This is a genomic window from Ancylobacter sp. VNQ12, from assembly GCF_049445835.1.
In the GTDB taxonomy this organism is placed as follows: domain Bacteria; phylum Pseudomonadota; class Alphaproteobacteria; order Rhizobiales; family Xanthobacteraceae; genus Ancylobacter.
The window spans coordinates 44608-50832 of the sequence record NZ_JBMSDU010000025.1 but is presented as its reverse complement, the minus strand read 5'-3'; the positions used below and the strand labels follow the sequence as shown (position 1 = coordinate 50832).

The window sequence follows — 6225 nt, the reverse complement described above, 5'->3', positions numbered from 1 at the left end:
GGACCGCGGGCCGAACGCATCGGGACGAGCGTGAGCCGTTGCCCGCAAAGGGCGTGATGTGGGTCCGTGATCGTGACCTCGGACACCAGCCGGTCGACGATGAGGGTATCCTGTAATGTTCGGGGACCCCAAGATGACCACGGCGCTCCTTGATCGTCTCACCCACCACTGCGACATCGTCGAGACCGGAAACGAGAGCTGGCGCTTCAAGAACCGCGCCTGACCTCCGCCACCATTGACCCCACTGCCGCTGCGCCACACCAACGCTCCGCGGCAGTGGGGTCAATGCCCCAGCCCGGGGTCAATATTCGGCGCCGATATGGGGTCAAGTTTCCATGCCGATTGACAGATCGGGTGATCGTGATCGCTGTTCGTCGTCGTGACGTGGCGCCGGCGGGTGCGGGACTGGAGGCCATGCTCGCGCATCAACCTCCTGATCTTTTTATGATTTACAACAATGCCCTGGTGCCGAAGCGCCGCTCGGACACGCCGCCAGCCGTAGCTCTCAAATTCCTCACAGACGGCCGCAATCGCCTCGACGGCGGCCGTGTCGTCGCGGGCCTCGGCCTAGCCGTCGTAGTAGGTGGACCGCGCGATCCCCATCAGCTCGCATCCTTCGGAGATGTTGAGCTCGTCGGGCCGGTGATCACGGACGTAGCGCCGCTTCTCGCCCGCGGCGCGTTTCTCAAAGCCCGCTTTAGAAACTCGAGTTCCATGGCCTGCTTGCCGACGAGCCGTTCCAGCGCAGCGATCGGGGCTTCGTATTCCTGGACCAGGTCGGCCGCCACAGCCTCTTCCTCGAAGGCGCCGGTCTCATGCTTCTGAAGCCAGATGCGGATAAGGTTCCGCGACAGGTCGTGCCGCCTGCCGAACGCGTGGAGCGTCTCGCCAGCAAGATATTCCTCGACCACCTGTCGCTTGAATGCAGTGCTGTGGCTGCGGTGTCTGCTCATGAGCTTTCATCCTTCGAAAGCCCAGACCCCTGTCAATTCCAAAACCCGGTCCTGTCCGGCCGAAGGGGCCCACTCCAACGCGGACCAGAAGCGGTGCCGGCATCGTTCGGCCTTCAGTTCGCCACAACTAGGCCGCCGTCGTACAGGATCTGCTGGCCGGAGACGTAGTCGTTCTCTTCCGACAGCAAGAAAGCTGCAAGCCGCGCATAGCCCTCAGGCGTGCCGTAGCGGCGCAGCGGGATCGTTGCCAGCGTGCGGGCTCGAATTTCCTCGACCCTCACATTCTCTTGCCCGGCATAGGAGTCGTTCCAGTCGCGGATTCGGTCGGTCTCGACATAGCCGGGCGCCAGCGCGTTCACCAGGATTCCCCCCTCGGGCCCCAGTTCCAGCGCCGCGGTCTTGAGGGCGTTGACCAGCGCCGCGCGCAGCGCGTTCGACAGGCCGATGCCCGCCCAGGGGGCCTTGACCGTGAAGGACGAGATCGCCAGCACCCGTCCGGCTGCGGCAGCCTGCATCTGAGGCACGAGCGTCCGCATCACCCGAAGCGGCCCCACAACCATGGTCTCGAAGGCGCGCGACCAATCCTCGTCCGTCAATGCCATCACCGGCTTGACAGGTGGGCCACCGTGGTTGAGCAAAAGAGCCCGCGCTCCGCCCATCTCCTGCGACGCCGCCGCGAGACGCGCGGCCAAGTCGGCCTCGGCGATGCCGCCCGCCACTGCTTCGACCCGCACTCCGAAGGCGCTGCGGATCTCATCCGCTGCGACTTCGGGTCGGCGCGAGGACAGCACCAGATCATAACCACGCCGCGCCATTTCGCGCGCCGTGGCAAGACCCATTCCCGAGCTCGCCCCGGTCATGACGGCAACTTTCCGGTCCGACATCACAGCCGCCTTCAGATCCGGCTATCGAAGAAGTCGGCGATTTTCTTCGGCATGGCGTCCGGCACCGGGCTGCCGCCGTAGCTGCACAGACCCATGGCTAGACAATGAAACCGCCCGCCCAATTCGGGAATCAGATATTGCCAATTCGACCTGCACACCGCACCCGGGCCGGAGCCGTGAATCAGAACCGTCGCCGGCAGGGTGGGGGAGCCCGAGCAGCGCAGCAACGTCGTGAAAGCGTCGTGGACAATACCCACTTCGGTAGTGTCCGTCCGCGTCTGCATATTCATGGGCACCTCGATAAATATGGCTTCTCGTCCACTTTTGGACGATCAAGAGCATCGGTGACCGCGGAGCGCCCCTGATTGGGCGCCGCTCGGCGGCGCTTTTCGGTTGTTTGTAGCTGTCCAGCATACTCTCCGTATGCATTTCTCCTATAGCTGAACCGGTCAACTCGGGGCGCGAGCAGTGACCAACCCGTCCAGCTGCACCGCCCGACGCATGTTGTAGGCCAGATTCTTCAACCCGATCCGCGCCTTGGCGCGCGCGATCCCGAAGCTGCACCCCAAGGTGCCGCCCATGTCGCTGGTCTGTGCGCCGAACACGTGTTCGACCCGGGCGTGGACCTTCGATCGGGTCGTGTTGCCCTGTTGCTCGCGCTTGGTGAGCGGTCGGTTGCGATGGGCCTTGCGGTGGATCCGGCTCTTCAGGCCGCGATCTTCCAGTTTCTTATCGATCTCGGCCGAGCGGTAGGCGCTGTCCGCCCAGACGTCGGAGGCGGTGTTGTCGTCATCCAACACGTCATCGACGGCCCGGCTGTCGTGCACGGCCGCGTCGGTCACCTTGTAGCGCCGGATCAGCTTGTGCCGCCGGTCGACGCTGACGTGGGTGTTGTAGCCATAGCGCGACTTGCCGTGCTTCTTCGTCCAACGCGCGTCGGTGTCCTTCTGGCGCTTCTTGGCCGGCTTCTCGTCCCAACCCTCGGGCGTCTCGCCATCCTTGAGGCCGCGCTCTCCTCGCGCCCCGTTGCGCTGCCTGAGTACCGGTATGATCGAGGCGTCAACCATCTGCCCGCCCATCGCCAGCCAGCCCCGACGCCTTCAGGTAGGCGTCGAAGGCGCCGAAGGCGCCGAACAGCTCGTCTACGGTCCCGGCTTGGACCAGTTGCTCGCGGTACTGCCGGACCCTAGTGGCGTCCGGCACCCGATCCTCCAGACCAAACCCCAAGACGCGCATGAACGACAACAGTTCGCGCGGCTGGTACTCGAACTGCTCGTCGGAGAGGTTGTACAGCTCGCACCGCACCAGCACCTCAAACATCGCGACCGCATCCCCAAGACTTGCGCCCCACCCTAGACTTCCGCGCCTCCGGCCGCCGCCACACCGCCTCCACCTGGGGCCGGACATCCGCCCGGCCACCATCGCGTTCAGCCCGACATAGCGCTTCCGCACATCGAAAACGCCCATCTGGCCCCTCAGCAATCCCCAATCATACTGCCTACACCGCAAATTATACTGCAACCCGCGCAGAGCGCAACATTTTTCGAGGTGCCCGTCATCTCCCTCAGTCAGGGAGCAAAGCTTTTGCACGAATAACGTTCACGGATCGTCGAATATGCGCAGCAAGTGCGGATACTGCCTTATCTGTGTCCCGCGCCATCGTAGCGTGGAATATTTCCTCATGCTCATTGTGCACTTCAAGAGGAACCGGCCCCCTCGTGCCAGAAAGCCGACGGTAGCGCTCGGAACTTTGAAACAAAACCTGTCTAAACCGAGCAAGCCAAGCGGAAGGCGCCGCCGCCGCAAGCGCCTCGTGAAACTCCTTGTTCCGAACTTCCCACGCATCGAAGGCAATGGCGGGATCAACCTCAAGTCTCTCCTGCGCCCGAGCAAGACGGTGAAAGCAAGTGACGAGGTTATCCTCCCAAGCGTTATCGCCCAGCTTGATGCTCTCAGCTAACGCGCTTGTTTCCAACTTTATACGCACATCTGTAATATCCTCAAGGTCCGACAGCGACATCGGCGTCACGCGAAACCCTTTTTGGCCTTCGGCGACTACAAGCCCATCCGCCATCAATCGCGTCAACGCTTCGCGGAGGGTGCTACCGCTAATGCCGAGCGAGGACTTTAGCGTTTCAAGATGAAGCTTGGAACCTGATGGATACACTCCTTCAATGACCCGCCTTCTAACTACTGAATACGTTAACTCAATGGCCATTGGTCTCTTCTCTGTAGACCGCGCGCCACCGAGACCTGCTCTCTTAATGATTCTGTGGTCAACCATCACTTCTTAGTTCCAAATCTACCCAACCAATTTGGCGCATGGCCTGCTGGACCGGAGGACCGGCCGCAACGACGCGATTCGGTTCCAAAAGCGATGGTATAATCTGCCCCGCCGGTTTCACGCCATAAAATGAGTTGACGAGTCACAATATCGTTTTTACGCTCGAAAGTCGACATATGAGGGTGGCGGACTCTTGCGCCTCGTGCCGACTATTCCGCGGCGGAGCCTGCGGAAAGCAGTCGGTGAACGTCTCAAAACCATAGGAGGGATATCGTGCAGGAAGCCAATCCGGACATTGCGCGAACAATCGACGCAAACGGGATCGCGACGAACTTTCATGACGCCGGATCTGGTGCGCCTGTCGTGCTTGTTCATGGCTCGGGACCGGGCGTCACGGCTTGGGCGAACTGGAGAGCGGTGATTCCCGCATTGTCTCGACATAGGCGCGTCATCGCGCCCGACATGATTGGCTTCGGCTTCACCGAGCGGACACACCACGTTGAATACAATCTCGATCTTTGGACCAAGCATCTCGCGGGTATTTTGGACGCTCTGAATCTCGAGGTTGTCGATCTCGTCGGGAATTCATTCGGTGGTGCGCTGTCGCTGGCCTTCGCTATTAAATTTCCGAAGCGAGTTCGGCGCCTCGTTCTCATGGGTTCGGCGGGTGTCAATTTCGATCTGACCGAGGGTCTCGACGCTGTGTGGGGATATGAGCCATCCGTGCAAAATATGCGCAGGTTAATGGACTATTTCGCCTACGACCGAAGCCTCGTGAGCGATGAACTCGCGGAATTACGATATAAGGCGAGCATTCGGCCAGGCTTTCAGGAATCGTTCTCCGCAATGTTTCCTGCGCCAAGGCAGCGTTGGGTCAGCGCACTCGCCAGCAACGAGGACGATATTCGAGCCATTTCTCAAGAAGCGCTTATCTTGCACGGCCGCGATGACAATGTGGTGCCACTGGAGACTTCCATTCGGCTAAATCAGCTTATTGTGGCCTCTCAGCTGCATGTCTTCGGCCGATGCGGGCATTGGGTACAAATCGAGCAGGCGGCACGTTTCATTCGGCTGGTTGAGGATTTTCTTGCCGAGTCCTGATGTGCTCGCCTCTGGATAGGCGGTTCTACATTTCGATTTGCACATCTGGAGGCTACACGACCGAGCCTCATGATTGGGCACCCGTCCAGCTGGTTCGGGTTCGCATGGTAGGGAGGAAAAAGTGAGCATTCAGCGGCTTAGATACTTGGGCTTCGCGGTAACGGACGTGTCTGTCAGGAGTGTTCCTCAATGAACACGGTGACGACAGTGACCTCGGAGGCAGTTTGGCAGGCAGCCGATCGCCTTTTTGAGGCGGGGCGGACAGGTATCCCAACTTCGCCCGTGCGTGAGATGGTCGGCCTTAACGATGTTGACGTCGCTTACCAGGTTCAAGAGTTCAACACAAAGCGGGCGATGGAAGCTGGTCGCCGCTTGGTGGGTCGCAAGATCGGCTTGACGTCTCTGGCCGTGCAAAAGCAGCTCGGCGTGGATCAACCCGATTATGGGATGCTTTTCGCCGATATGTTCCGTAGCGATGGGGAAGAGATTTCTCTGAAGGATGTTATGCAGCCGAAGGTGGAAGCCGAAATCGCGTTCGTGCTGGAACGGGATATCGGGAGTGATCAGCCTACATTTGCGGATCTATTTCTGGCCATCGCTTACGCCGTGCCCGCTGTGGAAGTCGTGGGTTCGCGGATCGCCAACTGGGACATCAAGATCAGCGATACGATAGCAGACAATGCATCCTCCGGACTTTACGTGCTGGGCTCGATGCCGCGGCGGTTGGATGCAGGAGGCTTTGACCTGCGCAATTGCGACATGACAATGGAAAAGGCCGGGCTAAAGGTAAGTACCGGCACGGGTGCTGCATGTCTCGGATCCCCCCTGAATGCCGCCTTATGGCTGGCTCGGATCATGGCGCGTACGGGCCGTCCACTGCGGGCGGGCGACACTGTACTCTCGGGCGCGCTTGGGCCCATGGTTCCGGTGACACCAGGCGATGTGTTCGACGTGTGTATCAACGGAATTGGAAGCGTACGCGCTTCTTTCCTGAAGGAGTAGG

6 protein-coding genes and 3 pseudogenes are annotated in these 6225 nt (G+C 60.5%); 3 read left to right on the top strand and 6 right to left on the bottom strand.

The features are described 5' to 3' along the window. Nucleotides 1-106 precede the first annotated feature (106 nt). A pseudogene (locus tag ACO2RV_RS22320) lies at nucleotides 107-223 on the top strand (ATP-binding protein); the annotation flags it as partial. 59 nt (nucleotides 224-282) lie between these two features. Here the strand turns inward: ACO2RV_RS22320 and ACO2RV_RS22315 are convergent. The 6 genes and pseudogenes from ACO2RV_RS22315 to ACO2RV_RS22290 all read right to left on the bottom strand — a co-directional run. Beyond that, nucleotides 283-540 (bottom strand): annotated as a pseudogene (locus ACO2RV_RS22315) (IS3 family transposase); the annotation flags it as partial. A gap of 62 nt (nucleotides 541-602) precedes the next feature. Then, the gene (locus ACO2RV_RS22310) at nucleotides 603-953 is read right to left on the bottom strand and encodes a transposase (RefSeq protein WP_423296438.1); all 351 of its coding nucleotides are present in this window, start codon (nucleotides 951-953) and stop codon (nucleotides 603-605) included. 113 nt (nucleotides 954-1066) lie between these two features. After that, a complete protein-coding gene (locus ACO2RV_RS22305) occupies nucleotides 1067-1813 on the bottom strand; it encodes an SDR family oxidoreductase (protein ID WP_423296437.1) in 747 nt (248 codons plus the stop codon). A gap of 35 nt (nucleotides 1814-1848) precedes the next feature. Further along, a complete protein-coding gene (locus tag ACO2RV_RS22300; RefSeq protein ID WP_423296436.1) occupies nucleotides 1849-2127 on the bottom strand; it encodes an alpha/beta fold hydrolase in 279 nt (92 codons plus the stop codon). Nucleotides 2128-2286: 159 nt separating this feature from the next. Next, nucleotides 2287-3304, bottom strand: a pseudogene (locus ACO2RV_RS22295) (IS5 family transposase). 97 nt (nucleotides 3305-3401) lie between these two features. Further along, nucleotides 3402-4055, bottom strand: coding sequence for a GntR family transcriptional regulator (locus ACO2RV_RS22290; protein ID WP_423296435.1), 654 nt, complete (start codon nucleotides 4053-4055; stop codon nucleotides 3402-3404). Between the two features lie 339 nt (nucleotides 4056-4394). On the opposite strand from ACO2RV_RS22290, the gene ACO2RV_RS22285 reads away from it, so the two are divergent. Further along, nucleotides 4395-5222: an alpha/beta fold hydrolase gene (locus ACO2RV_RS22285; protein WP_423296434.1), complete on the top strand. Its 828-nt coding sequence runs from the start codon at nucleotides 4395-4397 to the stop codon at nucleotides 5220-5222. A 189-nt stretch (nucleotides 5223-5411) separates the two neighbouring features. Continuing rightward, nucleotides 5412-6224, top strand: a complete 813-nt coding sequence (locus ACO2RV_RS22280; protein WP_423296433.1) for a fumarylacetoacetate hydrolase family protein — start codon at nucleotides 5412-5414, stop codon at nucleotides 6222-6224. The last annotated feature ends 1 nt before the right edge of the window (nucleotide 6225 follow it).